Source organism: Dactylosporangium sp. CA-233914, assembly GCF_050942935.1.
In the GTDB taxonomy this organism is placed as follows: domain Bacteria; phylum Actinomycetota; class Actinomycetes; order Mycobacteriales; family Micromonosporaceae; genus Dactylosporangium.
Map to the genome: position 1 here is coordinate 1,983,383 of NZ_CP192030.1, position 16,917 is coordinate 2,000,299.

19 protein-coding genes are annotated in these 16,917 nt (G+C 72.8%); 16 read left to right on the forward strand and 3 right to left on the reverse strand.

Annotation, left to right across the window (positions count from 1 at the left end):
- The first annotated feature begins 6 nt into the window (after positions 1-6).
- The 7 genes from ACQPY0_RS09045 to ACQPY0_RS09075 all read left to right on the forward strand — a co-directional run bounded on the left by ACQPY0_RS09045 (position 7) and on the right by ACQPY0_RS09075 (position 6,699).
- Positions 7-1,359: a glutamine synthetase family protein gene (locus ACQPY0_RS09045; RefSeq protein WP_432986800.1), complete on the forward strand. Its 1,353-nt coding sequence runs from the start codon at positions 7-9 to the stop codon at positions 1,357-1,359.
- Positions 1,360-1,370: 11 nt separating this feature from the next.
- A complete protein-coding gene (locus tag ACQPY0_RS09050) occupies positions 1,371-2,726 on the forward strand; it encodes an aldehyde dehydrogenase family protein (RefSeq protein ID WP_432986802.1) in 1,356 nt (451 codons plus the stop codon).
- The gene (locus tag ACQPY0_RS09055) at positions 2,727-3,494 is read left to right on the forward strand and encodes a 3-oxoacyl-ACP reductase (protein ID WP_432986804.1); all 768 of its coding nucleotides are present in this window, start codon (positions 2,727-2,729) and stop codon (positions 3,492-3,494) included.
- Between the two features lie 33 nt (positions 3,495-3,527).
- The gene (locus ACQPY0_RS09060) at positions 3,528-4,214 is read left to right on the forward strand and encodes a gamma-glutamyl-gamma-aminobutyrate hydrolase family protein (RefSeq protein WP_432986806.1); all 687 of its coding nucleotides are present in this window, start codon (positions 3,528-3,530) and stop codon (positions 4,212-4,214) included.
- Positions 4,215-4,243: 29 nt separating this feature from the next.
- Positions 4,244-5,146: an LLM class flavin-dependent oxidoreductase gene (locus ACQPY0_RS09065; protein ID WP_432986808.1), complete on the forward strand. Its 903-nt coding sequence runs from the start codon at positions 4,244-4,246 to the stop codon at positions 5,144-5,146.
- A 4-nt stretch (positions 5,147-5,150) separates the two neighbouring features.
- Entirely contained in the window at positions 5,151-5,870 is a 720-nt protein-coding gene (locus tag ACQPY0_RS09070; RefSeq protein ID WP_432986810.1) for a gamma-glutamyl-gamma-aminobutyrate hydrolase family protein, read from the forward strand.
- Between the two features lie 82 nt (positions 5,871-5,952).
- Positions 5,953-6,699, forward strand: coding sequence for a hypothetical protein (locus ACQPY0_RS09075; RefSeq protein ID WP_432986812.1), 747 nt, complete (start codon positions 5,953-5,955; stop codon positions 6,697-6,699).
- Here the strand turns inward: ACQPY0_RS09075 and ACQPY0_RS09080 are convergent.
- Positions 6,686-6,874: a hypothetical protein gene (locus ACQPY0_RS09080; RefSeq protein WP_432986813.1), complete on the reverse strand. Its 189-nt coding sequence runs from the start codon at positions 6,872-6,874 to the stop codon at positions 6,686-6,688. The genes ACQPY0_RS09075 and ACQPY0_RS09080 overlap by 14 nt on opposite strands.
- A gap of 53 nt (positions 6,875-6,927) precedes the next feature.
- Here ACQPY0_RS09080 and map point away from each other — a divergent pair, with 53 nt between their 5' ends.
- Both map and ACQPY0_RS09090 read left to right on the forward strand, forming a co-directional pair.
- The gene (gene map, locus ACQPY0_RS09085; protein ID WP_432986815.1) at positions 6,928-7,785 is read left to right on the forward strand and encodes a type I methionyl aminopeptidase; all 858 of its coding nucleotides are present in this window, start codon (positions 6,928-6,930) and stop codon (positions 7,783-7,785) included.
- 77 nt (positions 7,786-7,862) lie between these two features.
- Entirely contained in the window at positions 7,863-8,486 is a 624-nt protein-coding gene (locus ACQPY0_RS09090) for a VIT1/CCC1 transporter family protein (protein ID WP_432995105.1), read from the forward strand.
- 231 nt (positions 8,487-8,717) lie between these two features.
- On the opposite strand, the gene ACQPY0_RS09095 is transcribed toward ACQPY0_RS09090, so the two are convergent.
- Positions 8,718-9,149 (reverse strand): ferritin-like domain-containing protein, encoded by a 432-nt coding sequence (locus ACQPY0_RS09095; RefSeq protein WP_432986818.1) that lies wholly within the window; start codon positions 9,147-9,149, stop codon positions 8,718-8,720.
- Positions 9,146-9,652 carry a hypothetical protein gene (locus tag ACQPY0_RS09100; protein ID WP_432986820.1) on the reverse strand — a complete coding sequence of 169 codons (507 nt, stop codon included), beginning with the start codon at positions 9,650-9,652 and terminating at the stop codon, positions 9,146-9,148. Before ACQPY0_RS09100 ends, ACQPY0_RS09095 begins: the two co-directional genes overlap by 4 nt.
- Positions 9,653-9,854: 202 nt before the next feature.
- Here ACQPY0_RS09100 and rimP point away from each other — a divergent pair, with 202 nt between their 5' ends.
- From rimP to rbfA, 7 genes are all read left to right on the forward strand, one after another.
- Positions 9,855-10,406, forward strand: coding sequence for a ribosome maturation factor RimP (gene rimP, locus ACQPY0_RS09105; protein ID WP_432986823.1), 552 nt, complete (start codon positions 9,855-9,857; stop codon positions 10,404-10,406).
- Positions 10,403-11,437, forward strand: coding sequence for a transcription termination factor NusA (nusA, locus tag ACQPY0_RS09110; protein ID WP_432986825.1), 1,035 nt, complete (start codon positions 10,403-10,405; stop codon positions 11,435-11,437). The genes rimP and nusA overlap by 4 nt, the downstream gene beginning before the upstream one ends.
- A 35-nt stretch (positions 11,438-11,472) precedes the next feature.
- On the forward strand, positions 11,473-11,790 hold the full coding sequence (locus ACQPY0_RS09115) for a YlxR family protein (protein WP_432995107.1): 318 nt from the start codon (positions 11,473-11,475) through the stop codon (positions 11,788-11,790).
- Positions 11,791-11,948: 158 nt separating this feature from the next.
- The gene (infB, locus tag ACQPY0_RS09120) at positions 11,949-15,023 is read left to right on the forward strand and encodes a translation initiation factor IF-2 (protein WP_432986827.1); all 3,075 of its coding nucleotides are present in this window, start codon (positions 11,949-11,951) and stop codon (positions 15,021-15,023) included.
- 79 nt (positions 15,024-15,102) lie between these two features.
- Positions 15,103-15,540, forward strand: a complete 438-nt coding sequence (locus tag ACQPY0_RS09125) for a hypothetical protein (protein WP_432986830.1) — start codon at positions 15,103-15,105, stop codon at positions 15,538-15,540.
- Between the two features lie 379 nt (positions 15,541-15,919).
- The gene (locus ACQPY0_RS09130; RefSeq protein ID WP_432986832.1) at positions 15,920-16,216 is read left to right on the forward strand and encodes a DUF503 domain-containing protein; all 297 of its coding nucleotides are present in this window, start codon (positions 15,920-15,922) and stop codon (positions 16,214-16,216) included.
- Positions 16,217-16,342: 126 nt separating this feature from the next.
- Positions 16,343-16,831 carry a 30S ribosome-binding factor RbfA gene (gene rbfA, locus ACQPY0_RS09135; protein WP_432986834.1) on the forward strand — a complete coding sequence of 163 codons (489 nt, stop codon included), beginning with the start codon at positions 16,343-16,345 and terminating at the stop codon, positions 16,829-16,831.
- Positions 16,832-16,917 lie beyond the last annotated feature (86 nt).

Consider the following 16,917-nt stretch of genomic DNA (forward strand, 5'->3'; position numbering starts at 1 on the left):
AAGCCGATGTTGACCGTCGAGCAGCTGCGCATCGCCGTGGACGACGGCGAGATCGACACCGTCATCGTGGCGATCACGGACATGCAGGGGCGGCTGCAGGGCAAGCGCTTCCACGCCGGGCACTTCCTGGCCGACGTCGTCGCGCACGGGACCGAGGGCTGCAACTATCTGCTCGCCGTCGACGTCGACATGAACACCGTCGATGGCTACGCGATGTCCTCGTGGGCCGGCGGCTACGGCGACTTCGCGATGATCCCGGACTTCACCACGCTGCGCCGCATCCCGTGGCACCCCGGCACCGCCCTGGTGCTGGCCGACCTGCGCCTGCTCGACGGCGGGCCGGTCACCGCCTCGCCGCGGCAGATCCTGCAGGCCCAGCTGCGCGCGCTCGCCGAGGCCGGATACGCCCCCTACACGGGCACGGAGCTGGAGTTCATCGCGTTCCGGCAGTCCTATGAGGACGCCTTGCGCCAGGGATACCGCGACCTGACGCCGGTGACCCTGTTCAACTCCGACTACTCGCTGCTGCAGACCGCGCGGGTCGAGCCGCTGCTGCGCCGCATCCGCAACGGGATGGCCGGCGCCGGGCTCACCCCGGAGAGCGCCAAGGGTGAGTGCAACCTCGGGCAGCTGGAGATCGCGTTCCGCTACGACGCCGCGCTGCCCAACGCCGACGGGCACGTGCTGTACAAGAACGGGGCGAAGGAGATCGCGGCCCAGGAGGGCGTCTCCATCACGTTCATGGCCAAGCCCAACGCGCGCGAGGGCAACTCCTGCCACATCCACTTCTCGCTGCGCTCCACCGCCGGCGGGCACCCCGTGGTGGCCGGCGACGGCAGGCACGGCGTCTCGCCGGTGTTCGCGAGTGCCATGGCCGGCATCCTCGCGACGCTGCGCGAGTTCACGCTGTTCTACGCGCCGAACATCAACTCGTACAAGCGTTTCCAGGCGGGTTCGTTCGCGCCGACCGCGGTCCGCTGGGGCCTGGACAACCGCACCTGCGCCCTGCGCCTGGTCGGGCACGGCCCCTCGATGCGCGTGGAGAACCGGGTCCCCGGCGCCGACGTCAATCCCTACCTCGCCATCGCCGCCATGTGCGCGGGCGCGCTGCACGGCATCCGGCACTCGCTGGAGCTCGAGGACGTCTACACCGGTAACGCCTACGAGGACGCCGCCGCTCCGCGCGTGCCGGCGACCCTGCGTGAGGCGCTGGTCCTGTGGGAGGGCAGCGCGGCCGCGCGGGAGGCGTTCGGCGAGGACGTCGTCGCGCATTACGCCAACATGGCCCGCATCGAGCTGGCAGCGTTTGACGCGGCGGTCACCGACTGGGAGCTCATGCGCGGCTTCGAACGTCTCTAAGGGGTAAACCAATGCACGAGGTCATCTCGCCGGTCGACGAGCAGGTCGTCGCGACAGTACCGTCGCTGACCGAGGCGGAGACCGACGCCGCGATCGAGCGCGCCCACGCCGCGTTCGCCACGTGGCGGGCCGTGTCGCCCGGCGACCGGGCCCGGTTGCTGCGCCGCTTCGCCGCCGTGGTCGACGCGCACAACGAGGAGCTGGCGCGGCTCGAGGTCCGCAACGCCGGCCACACGATCGGCAACGCGCGCTGGGAGGCCGGCAACGTCCGCGACGTCCTCGACTACTACGCGGGCGCCCCGGAGCGGCTCAGCGGCCGTCAGATCCCCGTCCCCGGCGGGCTGGACGTCACCTTCTACGAGCCGCTCGGCGTCGTCGGCGTCATCGTGCCCTGGAACTTCCCGATGCCCATCGCCGGCTGGGGCTTCGCGCCCGCCCTGGCCGCGGGCAACACCGTGGTCCTCAAACCCGCCGAGCTCACCCCGCTGACCGCGATCCGCCTCGGCGAGCTGGCCCTGGAGGCCGGCCTGCCCGAGGGGGTCTTCACCGTACTGCCCGGAAAGGGCTCCGTCGTGGGCCAGCGCTTCGTCACCCATCCGCTCGTGCGCAAGGTGTGCTTCACCGGGTCCACGGAGGTCGGCAAGCGCATCATGGCCGGCTGCGCGGAGCAGGTGAAGCGGGTGACGCTGGAGCTGGGCGGCAAGAGCGCCAACATCGTCTTCGCCGACGCGGACCTCGCCAAGGCCGCCGCGTCCGCGCCCGGCTCCGTGTTCGACAACGCCGGCCAGGACTGCTGCGCCCGCTCGCGGCTGCTGGTCCAGGCGAGCGTGTACGACGAGTTCATGGGCCTGCTGGAGCAGTCCGTCAGGGCGTTCCGCTGCGAGGACCCGGCCCTGGAGTCGGCGCAGATGGGCCCGCTCATCTGCGCCGCCCAGCTCGACAGCGTCCGGTCCTATGTGGACGACGCGGCGGTCGCCTTCCGCGGCACGGCCCCGGACGGCCCCGGCTACTGGATGGCACCGACCGTCCTCACGGCCGGGTCCACCAGGGACCGGCACTGGCGCGAGGAGATCTTCGGCCCCGTCCTGTCCGTGCTGCGCTTCGACGACGAGGACGACGCGGTCCGGCTGGCCAACGACACCGAGTACGGCCTGTCCGGCTCGATCTGGACCCGCGACCTCGGCCGCGGCATCCGCGTCGCGCGCGGCGTGGAGTCGGGCAACCTCAGCGTCAACTCGCACTCCTCGGTGCGCTACTGGACCCCGTTCGGCGGGGTCAAGCAGAGCGGCCTCGGCCGCGAGCTCGGCCCGGACGCGGTCGCCGCGTTCTGTGAAGTCAAGAACGTCTACTTCAGCACGGAGGTATAGGTGCAGCCACGTCTGCAGGACCGCGTCGCGGTCATCACCGGCGCCGGCAGCGGCATCGGCCTGGCGACCGCGCGCCGCTTCGCGTCCGAGGGCGCGAAGGTGGTCGCGGTCGACCTGAACCCCGACGCCGGCCGGGCCGCCGCGCAGGAGGTCGGCGGCGAGTTCGTGGCCGCCGACGTGGCTGACGAGGCCGCGGTCAAGGCCCTCTTCGACGGCGTCGCCGAGCGCTACGGACGCCTCGACATCGCCTTCAACAACGCCGGGATCTCCCCACCCGACGACGACTCCATCCTCGACACCGGCGTGGACGCCTGGGAGCGCGTGCTGAAGGTCAACAGCACGAGCGTGTACTTCTGCTGCAAGTACGCGATCCCGCACATGCTCGCCCAGGGCAAGGGCTCGATCATCAACACGGCCAGCTTCGTGGCCCTGCTGGGCGCGGCGACCTCGCAGATCGCGTACACGGCCTCCAAGGGCGCCGTGCTGTCGATGACGCGCGAGCTGGGGGTGCAGTTCGCGCGGCAGGGGATCCGGGTGAACGCGCTGTGCCCGGGGCCGATCGCGACGCCGCTGCTCATGGAGCTGTTCGCCAAGGACCCGGAGCGGGCGCAGCGGCGGCTGGTCCACGTGCCGATGGGGCGGTTCGGCACGCCGGAGGAGATCGCGGGCGCGGTGGCGTTCCTGGCCAGCGACGACGCCTCGTTCATCACGGCGTCGACGTTCCTGGTCGACGGCGGCATCACCGGCGCCTACGTGACGCCGCTGTAGCGCTACGGCTTTTGGGAGAGGGCGAAGAGCAGCATGGCGAGGCCGGTCGTGGGGATCACCGCGTACGCGGAGGCGGCGCGCTGGGGAGTCTGGGACACGCGGGCGGTGCTGGTTCCCGAGGCCTACGTGCGGGTGGTGCGCGAGGCCGGGGCCCGGCCCGTGGTGCTGCCGCCCGACGACCTCGATGACGCGGCCGACCTCGTCAGGCGCCTCGACGCGCTCGTGCTCGCCGGCGGGGCGGACATCGAGCCGGGGCGCTACGGCGCGGCCGCGCACCCGGCGACGAAGACGCGCCCGGACCGCGACGCGGGGGAGCTGGCGGTGCTGGCCGCGGCGCTGGACGCCGACCGGCCGGTGCTCGGCGTGTGCCGGGGGATGGAGCTGCTCGCGGTCGCGTACGGGGGCACGCTGATCCAGCACCTGCCCGACGTGCTCGGCAACGGGCGGCATCAGCCGGCGCCGGGGGTGTACGGGGCGCATCCGGCGCGCTTCGCCGCGGGGTCGAAGGCCGCGAAGGTGTTCGGGGACGAGGCGGACGTGAACTCGTACCACCACCAGGCCGTCGACTCGCCCGGGTCGCTCACCGTCACGGGCTGGGCCGACGACGGCGTCATCGAGGCGGTCGAGGACCCGGCGCGCCGGTTCGTGCTCGGCGTGCAGTGGCACCCGGAGGAGGCGGGCGACGTGCGGCCGTTCGCCGCGCTCGTCGACTCCGTCTGAGCGAGCCCGGATCTGGGTACGTTCAGGGCATGCTGATCGGTTTCGGGCTGCCGGTGTCGGGGACGTGGGCCACGCCGGATCGGGTGGGGCGCATCGCGGTGGCGGCGCAGCGGCAGGGGTACGACTCCCTCTGGACCTTCCAGCGGCTGCTCGTGGGCGACGGCCAGCCGCTGGACCCTGTGTATCGCAGCGTGCTGGACCCGCTCGTCACGCTCGGGTTCGCCGCGGCGCGCACCGAGTCGATCCGGCTCGGCGTGGCCGTGGTCAACCTGCCGTTCGTCTCTCCGGCGTACGTCGCGAAGCAGGTCGGCACCCTCGACGTGCTCAGCGGCGGGCGGGTCGATCTCGGCCTGGGCACCGGATGGTCGGAGACGGAGTTCGCCGCCACCGGGGCGAGCGGGGGCCAGCGGGCCGCGCGGGCGCGCGAGTACGTCGCGGTGCTGCGCACGCTGTGGCGCGACGAGGTGAGCGAGTTCCACGGCGACTTCTACACCGTCCCGCCCAGCCGCATGCGGCCGCGGCCGGTGCAGGAGGGCGGCGTGCCGATCCTGCTCGGCGGCTCCGTGCCGGCCGCGCTGCGCCGCGCGGGCGAGATCGCCGACGGCTGGGTGAGCCGCAGCGCGCAGGACCTGTCCCGCATCGCCGAGGACGTCGCATTGGTGCGCGCGGGCGCGCGGAAGGCCGGCCGTGACCCGGACACGCTGCGCATCGTGTGCCGCGGCGTGCTCTTCCGGCCCGGCCGCGACCTGCTCAACGGCCCCTGGGAGAAGATCCGCGAGGACGTCGCGTGGCTCTCCACCCAGGGCGTCACCGAGCTCTTCTACGACCTCAACTTCGACCCCGCGATCGCCGGGCCGGACGTCGACCCCGTCGCGGCCGAGGAACGGGCCCTGGACATCCTGCACAACCTCACCCCCGTAGGGCTAAGTTGAGGGCATGTCGCGACCGGTCATCGGCCTGACCACGTACGCCGAGGAAACCCGCTTCGGCCTCAACGACACCTTCTCCGCGGTCCTGCCGCTGTCCTACGTGCACGCGGTGCACGCGTCGGGCGGCCGGGCGGTGCTCGTCACCCCGGACGACCCCGACGCCGACGTGCTCGACGGCCTGCACGGCATCATGTTCACCGGCGGCTCCGACGTGAACCCGGACCTCTACGGCGAGCCCCCGCACGCCACCACGAAGGTCAAGCCCGAGCGCGACGCCGCCGAGCTGCTGCTCATGCGGGCCGCCCTGGAGGCCGACCTGCCCCTGTTCGGCATCTGCCGCGGCATGCAGCTCATGTGCGTGGCGTACGGCGGCCGCCTCCACCAGCACCTGCCCGACGTGCTGGGCCACCACAACCACCGCCCGGTCAGCGGCCCGAAGTTCGGCGAGCACCCGGTCCGCCTGGCCCGCGGCTCCCGCGCGGCGGCGATCCTCGGCGACGCGGTGATCGTCAACTCGTTCCACCACCAGGGCTGCGCCGACCCGGGCCGCCTGGTCCCGACCGGCTGGTGCCCGGAGGACGACCTGATCGAGGTGGTCGAGGACCCGTCGAAGACGTTCGCGGTCGGCGTGCAGTGGCACCCGGAGGACACCACCGACTTCCGCCTCTTCGCGGCCTTCGTGGAGGCCGCCCGCGCCCGCCGGGACCAGGTGGCCACCCGCCCTTGACCCCCCGAACCGGCACGTAACGGTGTCGGGTTGTCGTCCGAGGCGGCGGGGGCGCGTGTGAGCCTGCTTACCCTCGGCGGCCGTGAACAGACTCCTGGCGGTTGAGCACGTACGGATTCAGCTGGTCATGATCTTCGGGCTCGCGCCCGTGCTCGGGGCGGTCTTCTGGCTGCTCACCGGGCCGGGCCCGGCCGGCGATCTGCTGCCGGTCGCGGCCGGCGTGGCCATCGTCTGGGGGATCGGGGGGTTCGTGGTGCTGCGGTTGACGCGGCCGCAGCGCTACCTCCAGGAGATGGCCGAACTGGAGGCCGGCGGCGGCTGGGTCAGGTGGAGCTACGACGAGCCGCAGTGGGCGTCCGCGGTCGCGGCCGAGCGCGCCCGGCAGTGGCGGCTCAACCGGCCCGCCTTCATCGCGCTCGGCGTCGTCGTCGGCGTGGCCGTCGCGGCCGCGCTCGTGACCGAGGTGTCCGCGCTGCTGGCAGTGCTCGGGGCCCTGGTGCTCACCGGCGCGGCCGGCGGGCTGGTGCTGTGGCTCGGCGGCGGCGGGCCGGCGGCGCGGCGCGCCCGCGCGGGGGAGGTGCTGGTCGGGCGGCTCGGGGTGCTGCGGCGCCCGGGCGCGTACGCGGCGTTTGCGCCCACGGGGACGCTGACCGGCGTGGAGCTGGTGGCCGCGTCGCCGATGCGGGTCGTGTTCACCGCGACGCGGCGCACGAAGTGGGGCAACCCCATTCGCGAGCAGACGGCCGACCTCGTCGTGCCGGCCGGGCGGGAGGACGAGGCGCGGGCCCTGGTGGAGCGCTTCCACCGGGAAGCGGTCAGTCGGCGGTAGCCTCGGCCGCCGTACGGTGCTCGATGCGCAGGTCAGGCGCGGTCTCGCGGTATTGTTCCCGGTCGTCGGAGTCGCGCAGGACGGCTTCGGCCTGGGCCCGCGGGTCGTCGCTGCCGGCCGCCAGCTCCTCCGGCAGCAGGTCGCAGCGGTCGCGGATGCGTTCGTCGTCGATCATGCCTGAGGGGTTACCCGGACGGGCCTGTGTTGATGCGCGTTAGGCTTCTGGCCATGAAGGTTCGCGCTCCGCTTGCCCCCGGCACGCAGACTCCCTGGCGCCAGGTTCCCGGCCCCGTCAAGCGGCCCGAGTATGTCGGGAAGCGCGCGCCCGCCAAGCACCGCGGGTCCGACGTGCAGACCCCCGAGATCGTCGAGCGGATGCGGGTCGCCTCGAAGCTGGCGGCGCAGGCGACCGTGCTGGCCGGTGAGCACGCGCGGCCGGGCGTCACCACGGACGAGATCGACCAGGTGGTGCACGAGTTCCTGTGCGACCACGGGGCCTACCCGTCGACGCTGGGGTACAAGGGATTCCCGAAGTCCTGCTGCACCTCGCTCAACGAGGTCATCTGCCACGGCATCCCCGACTCCACCGTGATCGAGGACGGCGACATCCTCAACGTCGACGTGACCGCGTTCATCGGCGGCGTGCACGGCGACACCAACCAGACCTTCTGCGTCGGCGACGTCGACGAGGAGGCCCGGCTGCTCGTCGAGCGCACGCACGAGGCCATGATGCGGGGGATTCGCGCGGTCGCGCCGGGCCGGCCGCTCAACGCGATCGGCCGGGTCATCGAGGCGTACGCCAAGCGCTTCCACTACGGCGTCGTGCGCGACTTCACCGGGCACGGCATCAACGAAGTCTTCCACACCGGGCTCTACGTGCCCCACTACGACAACCCGCGGCTCACCACGATCATGGAGCCCGGCATGACCTTCACCATCGAGCCGATGATCACGCTGGGCACCCACGAGTACGACATCTGGAAGGACGGCTGGACCGTCGTCACGAAGGACCGCAAATGGACGGCGCAGTTCGAGCACACGATCGTGGTGACCGAGGACGGCTTCGAGATCCTGACCCTGCCGTGAGCCACCCCGCAGCGGAGGATGCGTATCACCACGCCGACGTCTCCGGCGGCTGGCTGCGCGCTGCCGTGTTCGGGGCCATGGACGGGCTGGTCACCAACATCGCGCTGATCGCCGGCGTCGGCGGGGGCGGGGTGGCGCCGCGGGAGATCGTGCTGACCGGCGCCGCGGGCCTCGTCGCGGGCGCGATCTCGATGGGGCTGGGCGAGTTCACCAGCGTGCGGGCGCAGAACGAGCAGGTCGCGGCCGAGGTGCTCAAGGAGCGCCGGGAACTGGCGCGCTTCCCCGAGGCCGAGGCCGCCGAGCTGGCACGGATCTGGCAGGCCCGGGGGGTACCGGAGAAACTCGCTCTTGAGGTGGCCACGATCCTCGGGCAGAACCCCGAGGCGGCGGTGCGGGTGCACGCGCAGGAGGAGCTCGGCGTGGACCCCGCCGACGTGCCCTCGCCGTGGACGGCGGCCGGTTCGTCGTTCGTCTGCTTCTCGCTCGGGGCCCTGGTGCCGCTGCTGCCGTATCTGCTGGGCGCGGCGTCGCTGCCGATCGCGCTGGGCGCGGGCGGGGTGGGGCTGTTCGTGGCCGGCGCGCTCATCGCCCGCTTCACGCGGCGGGCCTGGTGGTTGTCCGGGGCCCGGCAGCTGCTGCTGGGGGCGGCGGCGGCCGGGGCGACGTATCTCATCGGTCATCTGATCGGTATCGCGGCCTGACCCGTCTCGGGGGCGGTTCATCCCCGAGACGGCAGGCTCACGAGACGGCGTTCTCGTTAACGACGCGGCTGCATCGTCGGACCGGCCCACGCGGTGCGGCGCATGTCTGGCCCTCCTCTCGTCTAGACGCTCGTGGCGTGATGCAACGATCGTCGCGGAGCGGACAGCCCGGCGGGGTGCCGCGGCCTTGCTGTGGCACAAGTTCGGGAGTATCCGGCGGCAGGCCCGGACTCAGCCGGTCTTGCCCGGAAATGCCGGGACGAGCGGGGTCATACCGCCCGCCTTGCGGAACGCGACCGCGCGGGTGGTGCAGTCGACGAGCGCGTCGAGGACGATCTTGCGCAGGTCGCCGTCGGTGGCGGGCAGGGCCGGGCGCCACTGCGCCGCCGTGCGCTCTTCCAGCAGCACCGCGAGCTTCAGCGCGGCCGCGCGGTCGGTGACGGCGAAGGGCAGCTGATAGGAGGCCCCGGTCGGCGGCGGGGTCGCTCCGGCACCGGCGAGGCGCACCATGAGCGCGTCGCGGCGGGCCCGGTGGGCGTTGTCGGCGTCGTGCGCGAGGCCGGCCGTGGCGCCGTCGAGCTTGGGGCCCAGCACGCCGTAGCCGTAGATGGCCGCGTGCTCGGCCTCCAGTGCGGCGATCAGCCGCTCGTCGGCGGGCGTCACGCCAGCACCTCCTGGTGGCCGGCGCGGCAGGCGGTGATCGAGCCGAGCAGGGCCGCGCGGTAGGACGGCGCGGCCAGGCACGCCCCCTCCGCGTCCTGCCGGGCCGCCTTCTCCAGCGCGGCGAGCTCCTTCAGGGCGGCGCCTTGCTCGGCCGGCACCGGCGAGGCGCTCGCAGCCCCGGGGCCGCTCGCGGTCGCGCCGCTCGGCGCCGGGAACGGGCCGTTCTCGGGCAGGCCGATCTCGCGGGCGAGGGCGATCACGTGCGCGGCGTGGTCGTCCTTGAGCGGGCCGAGCCGGTCCTGCAGCGCCGGGAACGCGGTCAGGACCTCGCCGTAGCGCTCGCGCAGCGCCACCGTGCGCGTCAGCAGCGGCATGAGCGTGTCGGTTGTCGGGTCGTATCGCGGGCCCTCGTCCTTGCCACCCGGATCGCAGCCGGCCAGCACCGCGGTCGGGGCCGCCACGGCGGCGGCGAGCAGGGCGCGTCGGCGGATCGGCACGGCCATTAGTCAACACCATCGCCCCTCCTCGTGCTGTACCCGCCCTTGTGAAGCCCTGGTCGACGGCGCTCCCGGGTGGCGTTCGGAGCGCCGCCGGGACGACCCGAGTCACGTCGCGTTACGCTCTGCACGAGCCGCCCGCGCGCCAAGACGCAGGCGGCGTGGAGTCGTGCGCCCGTGCGGGCGTCTGAAGGAGGGGTGTCGATCAATGGCGCAGCAGCATCGACAGCGCCTCCTGGCGGTGGTCGAGCCGGTCGTCGCGGCCGGCGGCTATGACCTCGAAGACCTCTCCGTCACCCGGGTCGGGCGGCGGCACCTGCTACGCATCGCGGTCGACAGCGACGCCGGGGTGGACCTGGACGCGGTCGCCGAGCTCTCCCGCAGCATCTCCGCGGCGCTGGACAAGGCCGAGGCCGAGGGGGACGAGCTCATCGCGGGGGAGTACGAGCTGGAGGTCGGCTCACCCGGGGTGTCCCGGCCGCTGACCCTGCCGCGGCACTGGCGGCGCAACCGCACCCGCCTGGTGAAGGTCAGGGCGGCCGGGCGGGAGGTGACCGGGCGGGTGCTGGCCACCGACGACGACGGGGTCACGCTTGACGTCGAGGGGGCGAAGGAGACGTATTCGTACGCCGACCTCGGCCCCGGCCGCGTCGAAATCGAGCTCAAACGGCTGGCCGAGCTGCCCGATCCCGAAGAAGAAGAAGACGACATCGACGCCGACGACGACGAAGACGACGAGGAAGAGGAGGGCGGGGCATGAACATCGACCTTGCGGCCCTGCGCGCCCTGGAGCGCGAGCGCGAGATCCCGTTCGAGACCATCCTCGCGGCGATCGAGACGGCCCTGCTGACCGCGTACCGGCACACCGAGGGGGCCAACCCGCACGCCCGGGTCGAGATCGACCGGCGCACGGGCGCGGCCTCCGTGCTCGCGCAGGACGTCGACGAGGAGGGGGCGATCGTGCGCGAGTACGACGACACCCCCCACGACTTCGGGCGCATCGCGGCGATGACCGCCAAGCAGGTCATCCTGCAGCGGCTGCGCGAGGCCACGGACGAGGCGCACTTCGGGGAGTACGTCGGCCGCGACGGCGACCTGGTCACCGGCGTGATCCAGGCGCACGAGGCGCGGGCCGAGAAGGGCATCGTCACCATCGACCTGGGCAAGATCGAGGGGATGCTGCCGGCGGCCGAGCAGGTCCCCGGCGAGCGTTACGAGCACGGCCAGCGGATCAAGGCGATCGTGGTGCACGTCGCCAAGGGCTTCCGCGGCCCCCAGGTCACCCTGTCCCGCTCCCACCCCAACCTGGTGAAGCGCCTGTTCGCGCTGGAGGTCCCGGAGATCGCCGACGGCACCGTGGAGATCGCCGCGATCGCGCGTGAGGCAGGTCACCGCACGAAGATCGCGGTCCGCTCGACGGTCGCGGGGGTGAACGCGAAGGGGGCCTGCATCGGCCCGATGGGGCAGCGGGTTCGCGCGGTCATGAGCGAGCTGCACGGTGAGAAAATTGATATTATCGACTGGTCTGAGGACCCTGCGCAGTTTGTCGGCAATGCCCTTTCTCCCGCGAAAGCGCTCAACGTCGAGGTCGTCGACGCGGCCAACCGCGCCGCCCGGGTAACCGTCCCGGACTTCCAGCTTTCCCTGGCCATCGGCAGAGAGGGCCAGAACGCGCGGCTCGCCGCGCGGCTCACCGGATGGCGGATCGACATCAAGCCGGACAACGCTCCGGACAGCAACGTCGATCACGTCACCGGACCGGGCGCGGCGCGCGCCGAAAGTGCAGGGTAGACTTCTTGACGGTACGTCGCACGCCCCCGGCTGGCATGCCCGCGAAACCGACCCTGTTTGTTGCGCGGCCGGTTCGCACCTGTATCGGATGCCGGAAGCGTGCGTCATCCTCCGAGTTGCTGCGATTTGTCGCGATCGAGACCGGCCCTGGCCAGTTCAGGGCTGTCCCCGATCCGGCTCGCAGACGGCCGGGCCGGGGAGCGCACCTGCATCCTGATCCGGCTTGCCTCGCGCTGGCGGAGCGCAGGCGCGCCTTCGGGCGGGCACTGCGTCTCACCGGAGTCCTGGACACCGGTCCGCTGGCCGAAGCCGTCGCCTCGGCGGCGGTGACGGAGCCGGAGCATACGCAGTAACCGGAACCGCCGGTGGTGGGAGCGCGACGCCCCACCCGGACACGCAAGGTAGGACGACGGACATGAGCACACGATGAAGTCCCTGAGATGACCAGGCTTCAAGTGCACGAGTGAGGTCGGAGCGGAACTTGCCGCCCGGCCTCGAGGTGAGGAGTGTAGTGGCAGGCAAGGCCCGCGTACACGAGCTTGCGAAAGAGCTCGGGGTCGAAAGCAAGACCGTGCTCGCGAAGCTGCAGGAGCTTGGCGAGTACGTGAAGTCCGCATCCAGCACGGTCGAGGCGCCGGTGGCGCGCCGGCTGCGAGCGAGCTTCGAGAACGGTGGAGGGTCCGCACCGGCGCCCTCGGCACCTCCTGCGCCGTCAGCGGCGACCCCGTCGGCACCCGTTCCGGCGGCACCCCGTCCCACGCCGTCCCCGGCGGCGAAGCCCTTTGCACCCCCGAAGCGGCCCCAGCCGCCCGCGAGCGGCGGATCAGGTGGATCCGGAGGCGGGGGCGGCCGTGGCCCCGTGCCCGGCCCGCCGCGTCCGGCCCCGCCGGCGGTCCGGCCCACGAGCGCACACGACATCGAGGTGGCGGCCGCGGAGCAGCGCGCCGCCGCGCTGAAGGCTGAGCAGGAAGCGGCGATGAAGGCCGCCCAGCAGGCCCGTCAGCGGGAGAACACCCGGCGTGACACCCCGCAGCCGCCCGCCGGCGGTGGGCCCGCGCCCACGCCCGGCCCCCGTCCCGGCCCGGCGCCGGGCCGGGACGGCGGTGGCGCCCCGGCTCCGGGCGGTCAGCGCCCCGGTCAGGGCCCGCGCCCCGGCGGCGGTGGCCGTCCACCGGCCCGGTCTCCGGGTAACAACCCGTTCGGCGTCTCCGGCGGCGCGACCCCGCGCCCGCCGACGCCCGGCAACATTCCAAGGCCCAACCCGTCCTCCATGCCCCCGCGGCCGAACCCGGCCTCGATGGGTGGTCCGCGCCCCAACCCGTCCCAGATGCCGAGCCAGCGGCCCGGTCGTCCGGGCGGCGGCCCCGGCGGTGACCGTCCCGGTCGTCCCGGTGGTGGCGGTGGCGGCTTCCGCGGCGGTCCCGGTGGCGGCGGTGCCGGTCGCCCCGGCGGTCCCGGTGGCGGTGGCGGTGGCGGCGGTTTCCGCGGCGGCCCCGGCGGCGGTGGCGGTGGCGGCGGTGGCTTCCGCGGCGGTCCCGGCGGTGGTGGCGGTGGCGGCGGTGGCTTCCGCGGCGGTCCCGGTGGCGGCGGAGGCGCGCCCGGCGCGGGTGCCGGCGGCGCCGGTCGCCCGGGTGGCGGCGCGGGCGGTCGCGGTCGTGGCGGCGGTGCCGCGGGTGCCTTCGGGCGTCCCGGTGGCCGGCCGACGCGCGGCCGCAAGTCGAAGAAGCAGCGCAGACAGGAGTTCGACAACCTCTCCGCGCCCACCATGGGCTCGGGCGCCCCGCGGGGTCAGGGTCAGGCGATCCGCCTCCCGCAGGGTGCGTCGCTGTCGGACTTCGCCGACCGGATCAACGCCAACCCCGGCTCCCTCGTGCAGGAGATGTTCAACCTGGGCGAGATGGTGACGGCCACCCAGTCGTGCACCAACGAGACGCTGCAGCTGCTCGGCGAGCACCTCGGCTTCGACGTGCAGATCGTCAGCCCCGAGGACGAGGACCGCGAGCTGCTGGCCCGCTTCGACATCGACCTCGACGCCGAGGTCGACGAGGAGCGCCTGGTCATCCGGCCGCCGGTGGTGACCGTCATGGGTCACGTCGACCACGGTAAGACGAAGCTGCTCGACGCGATCCGCCAGACGAACGTCGCGGGCGGCGAGGCCGGCGGCATCACCCAGCACATCGGCGCGTACCAGGTCCACGTCGAGCACGGCGACGAGGACCGGGCGATCACCTTCATCGACACCCCGGGTCACGAGGCGTTCACCGCCATGCGTGCCCGCGGTGCCCAGGCCACGGACATCGTGGTCCTGGTGGTCGCGGCCGACGACGGCGTGATGCCCCAGACGATCGAGGCGCTCAACCACGCCCAGGCGGCCGAGGTGCCGATCGTGGTCGCGGTGAACAAGATCGACAAGCCCGAGGCCAACCCGGCCAAGGTGCGGCAGGAGCTCACGCAGTACGGGCTGGTCGCCGAGGAGTACGGCGGCGACACGATGTTCGTCGACATCTCGGCGAAGAGCCGGATCAACATCGACGGCCTGCTCGAGGCGGTCCTGCTGACCGCCGACGCCGCGCTCGACCTGCGCGCGCCCATCGACGGCCCGGCCCAGGGCATCGCGATCGAGTCGCACCTCGACCGCGGCCGCGGCCCGGTCGCCACCGTCCTGGTGGAGAAGGGCACGCTCAACGTCGGTGACTCGATCGTCGCCGGCCGCGCCTACGGGCGCGTCCGCGCGATGCTCGACGAGAACGGCAAGCCCGTGCCGCACGCGGGTCCGGCCCGTCCGGTCCTCGTGCTCGGCCTGACCTCGGTGCCCGGCGCCGGCGACACGTTCCTCGCCGCCGACGACGACCGCACCGCGCGCCAGATCGCCGAGCAGCGGCAGGCCCGCCGTCGCGCGGCCGAGATGGCGGCGCGCACCGGCCGGGTCACCCTCGAGACGCTGTTCGACCAGCTCAAGCAGGGCGAGAAGACCACGCTCAACCTCATCCTCAAGGGCGACGGTTCGGGCTCGGTCGAGGCGCTCGAGGACGCGCTGGTCAAGATCGTCGTCTCGGACGAGGTCCAGCTGCGGATCATCCACCGCGGTGTCGGTGCGGTCACGCAGGACGACGTCAACCTGGCCAGCGCCTCCGACGCGATCATCATCGGGTTCAACGTGCGGGCCGAGGGCCGCACGCGCGACCTGGCCGACCGCGAGGGCGTGGAGATCCGGTACTACACCGTCATCTACCAGGCGATCGAGGACATCGAGTCCTCCCTCAAGGGCCTGCTCAAGCCGGTCTACGAGGAGGTCGAGCTCGGCTCGGCGGAGATCCGCGAGGTCTTCCGCTCGTCGCGCTTCGGCAACATCGCGGGTTGCATCGTCCGCACCGGCCTGATCCGGCGCAACAGCAAGGCGCGCCTGATCCGCGACGGCGCGGTCGTGAACGACAACCTCACGATCGCCGGCCTGCGCCGCTTCAAGGACGACGCGACCGAGGTCCGCGAGGGCTTCGAGTGCGGTATCACGCTCGGGACGTACAACGACATCCAGGTCGGCGACGTCATCGAGACGTGGGAGCTTCGCGAGAAGCCCCGCACGTGACGCTCTGAGCGCAGAGGGCCGCGGTTTTGCGCCGCGGCCCTTTTCGCTGTCTCGCGCCGGGAGTAACCTCGGTCACATCATGGACCTGTCATGGTGGTCGATCGAGGTCCGCGCCGGGGAGTATCCGGCGCGGCAGTGGCGAGATGCCCACAGCGCGGCGCTCATCGAGGCCGCGGTCACCCACGGGGCCCGCGACTGGGCCTGGCGATCCGAGGACTTCGGGGTCGTCTTCGAGATCGGGTTCGCCGACGCCGCCGAATGGCAGCGGTTCCGTCAGCTCCCCGCCGTCGTGGCGGCGCTGGATGCGGTTGCACCCGACTCGCTGTATGTCTACCGCGGGCGCGGTGGCAGCGCGGGGGCGGTCGAGCCGCGGCGGCGCGGTCCGCTGCCGGCGGCCGGGGCGGCGGCGCTGCCGATCGAGCCCGAGCCGCCGCTGATCGCGCGGCTGGGGCGTGTTCTGGGCCCGGAGCCGGAGTCACTGCCCTCGCCCGGCGTCCGCCCGTTCCTGGTTGCCTGAGCGCCGGGCCCGGGCGAGTGGTCGGCCGGTTATGTCGGGCGCTGGCGCGCCACGCCTGAGCGCCGGGTCCGGGCGGGTGGTCGCCCGTTATGTCGGGCGCTGGCGCGCCACGACATAACGGATTTTTCGCCTGTCAGGCGAAAAATCCGATATGAGGGACCGGCGGTGGGTCAAGATCGCTTGGGTGCGGTGGGCCGCCTGTTGCCGGGCGCTTGGTCATGGCCGCTCGCGGCGCCGGACCGAGGTGCCCAGCCATCCAGCAGAGTTGCCGTTCGCGGAGCGCTCTGCGTCGCCGCGCCCCGCTTGTCGAACCTTGGCGACGGCGACGGCCGCAAAATGGCAGCGCGGGAAGGCGGAGCGGCAGTTAGGATCTTGGGCCGTGTATACCGGAACCGCGGTCTTCGACCTCCTTCTGCCCGGTGACTCCCGATCGCTCAAGGCCAAGCGTTCGTACGTGCGGCCGCTCATCGCGTACCTGCGCAAGTTCGAGGTCTCCGTCGCCGAGGTCGGGGCCCTCGACCTGACCGGCCGGGCCGAGGTCGGCGTCGCCGTCGTCGCCGCGGAGGCCGGGCACGTGCGCGAGGTGCTCGACACGTGCGAGCGCGCGGTCGCGGGGCGGCCCGAGTTCGAGCTGCTCTCCGTGCGCCGTCGGTTGCACGGTGACGACGACGAGTAATCCTGGCTTCTCAACGCGGCCCCAACGGCGGGGCGCGGGTACTGTCAAGGCGTTGGTCAGATCTTCAGGTCCGCACGCACGGCCGCGAGGCCGGCGTGGGGCCGTTTGGCTGCGGAGGTGTTCGAGATGACGGATCCGGCGAAGGTGCGGCGGCACGCCGAGCGCGTGCGCGAACTGGTCGCATCGGTGGTGCGGACGCAGATCAAGGACCCGCGGCTCGGCATGATCACGATCACCGACGCGCGGATCACGGCGGACCTGCGCGAGGCGACCGTCTTCTACACGGTGCTCGGCGACGCGGCGGCCCAGGCCGGCACTGCGGCCGCCCTGGAGAGCGCCAAGGGCCTGCTGCGCTCCACCGTGGGCAAGGCCCTCGGGCTTCGGCACTCCCCGAGCCTCACGTTCGTGCACGACGACGTGTCCGAGCATGCCAAGCACATCGACGAGCTGCTGGCCAGTGCCCGCGACGCCGACGCCGAGGTGCAGCGCCTCGCGGCCGGCGCACACTACGCGGGCGACCCGCAGCCCTACAAGCTCGACGACGAGGACGACGACCTGGACCTGGGGGTCGACGGCGCCGACGACGAGGTGGTCGTCGGCCAGGACCGGCGGTGACCGGGCTCGCGCCCGGCGACACACCGGGCGCGAGCCCCGCACTCGCCACCGCCCGCCCGGCCGCCGCGCAGCAGCAGCCGGACGAG

Bases quoted from the DNA above. Each gene is read 5' to 3' on its own strand.
- ACQPY0_RS09045 (WP_432986800.1), top strand. From the start codon at position 7: ATGTTGACCGTCGAGCAGCTGCGCATCGCCGTGGACGACGGCGAGATC.
- ACQPY0_RS09050 (WP_432986802.1), top strand. From the start codon at position 1,371: ATGCACGAGGTCATCTCGCCGGTCGACGAGCAGGTCGTCGCGACAGTA.
- ACQPY0_RS09060 (WP_432986806.1), top strand. From the start codon at position 3,528: ATGGCGAGGCCGGTCGTGGGGATCACCGCGTACGCGGAGGCGGCGCGC.
- ACQPY0_RS09065 (WP_432986808.1), top strand. From the start codon at position 4,244: ATGCTGATCGGTTTCGGGCTGCCGGTGTCGGGGACGTGGGCCACGCCG.
- ACQPY0_RS09070 (WP_432986810.1), top strand. From the start codon at position 5,151: ATGTCGCGACCGGTCATCGGCCTGACCACGTACGCCGAGGAAACCCGC.
- ACQPY0_RS09080 (WP_432986813.1), bottom strand. From the start codon at position 6,874: ATGATCGACGACGAACGCATCCGCGACCGCTGCGACCTGCTGCCGGAG.
- map (WP_432986815.1), top strand. From the start codon at position 6,928: ATGAAGGTTCGCGCTCCGCTTGCCCCCGGCACGCAGACTCCCTGGCGC.
- ACQPY0_RS09090 (WP_432995105.1), top strand. From the start codon at position 7,863: ATGGACGGGCTGGTCACCAACATCGCGCTGATCGCCGGCGTCGGCGGG.
- ACQPY0_RS09100 (WP_432986820.1), bottom strand. From the start codon at position 9,652: ATGGCCGTGCCGATCCGCCGACGCGCCCTGCTCGCCGCCGCCGTGGCG.
- rimP (WP_432986823.1), top strand. From the start codon at position 9,855: ATGGCGCAGCAGCATCGACAGCGCCTCCTGGCGGTGGTCGAGCCGGTC.
- nusA (WP_432986825.1), top strand. From the start codon at position 10,403: ATGAACATCGACCTTGCGGCCCTGCGCGCCCTGGAGCGCGAGCGCGAG.
- ACQPY0_RS09115 (WP_432995107.1), top strand. From the start codon at position 11,473: ATGCCCGCGAAACCGACCCTGTTTGTTGCGCGGCCGGTTCGCACCTGT.
- ACQPY0_RS09125 (WP_432986830.1), top strand. From the start codon at position 15,103: ATGGACCTGTCATGGTGGTCGATCGAGGTCCGCGCCGGGGAGTATCCG.
- rbfA (WP_432986834.1), top strand. From the start codon at position 16,343: ATGACGGATCCGGCGAAGGTGCGGCGGCACGCCGAGCGCGTGCGCGAA.